The organism is Roseomonas acroporae, from assembly GCF_023223525.1.
In the GTDB taxonomy this organism is placed as follows: Bacteria; Pseudomonadota; Alphaproteobacteria; order Acetobacterales; family Acetobacteraceae; genus Roseomonas_E; species Roseomonas_E acroporae.
In genome coordinates this window covers 1-276 of the sequence record NZ_JALPRX010000160.1, presented here as the reverse complement: position 1 = coordinate 276, position 276 = coordinate 1, and the positions used below count along the sequence as shown (strand labels likewise).

At 77.2% G+C, this 276-nt stretch carries 1 protein-coding gene; it reads left to right on the top strand.

Going from position 1 to position 276, the window contains the following annotated elements:
• A partial coding sequence (locus tag M0638_RS26775; protein WP_248670011.1) for a hypothetical protein occupies window positions 1–247 on the top strand: 247 nt, incomplete at its 5' end.
• Window positions 248–276 lie beyond the last annotated feature (29 nt).

Genomic DNA, 276 nt, shown 5'->3' with positions numbered 1-276 from the left:
GTCGCGCGCGGCCTTCGCCATCAGCAGCGCCCCGGTGGACAGCCGGCACCCCACGGCGGTGGCGCAGTGCTGGGGCCTCGCCCGGCTCGTCGTGGCCGGGCTGCTGACCGAGAGCGAGGTGATCCGCACCGTCGAGGGCGCCCTGCAGCAGGCCGGCAAGCCCGAGGGCGAAGGCGAGGCCATCGCCCGCTGGGCCGTGTCGCAGCGGACCGACGCCGGCAACCTCCGGGCGGAGGGCGCGCGCTGATGGACACGGCCATGCCCACGTCCGGCCGA